Source organism: Vibrio sinensis, assembly GCF_003605645.1.
In the GTDB taxonomy this organism is placed as follows: Bacteria; Pseudomonadota; Gammaproteobacteria; order Enterobacterales; family Vibrionaceae; genus Vibrio; species Vibrio sinensis.
Genome location: NZ_QVMU01000109.1, coordinates 1 through 335, shown reverse-complemented (window position 1 = coordinate 335; position 335 = coordinate 1). Strand labels below are relative to the sequence as shown.

Annotated in this window: 1 protein-coding gene; it reads right to left on the bottom strand. The window is 32.5% G+C overall.

What is annotated here, in order from left to right; translation table 11 throughout:
- Positions 1–335: 4Fe-4S binding protein (locus DZ860_RS25370; RefSeq protein WP_120035729.1), on the bottom strand; the 335-nt coding region annotated here is incomplete at both ends.

Sequence of the window (335 nt, the reverse complement as noted above, 5' to 3'; positions counted from 1 at the left end):
CCATTTTTTATTTTAGGCGAATTCAAAATTGTTCGAAGTGTGTAATCATCAATTACTGGCATTGGTARACGACCCAAAGCGATTTGATTATAATTCAATTCGTGRCGATCATAAGTMGAAMGYTCATATTCTTCAGTCATTGATAAACAATTTGTTGGACAATACTCAACRCAATTACCACAAAATATACAGATTCCGAAATCAATACTGTAATTAAGCAATCGTTTCTTTCGAATATCAGTTTCTAATTTCCAATCGACAACAGGTAAATCTATAGGACATACACGAACACATACTTCACAAGCAATGCATTTATCAAATTCAAAGTGGATTCG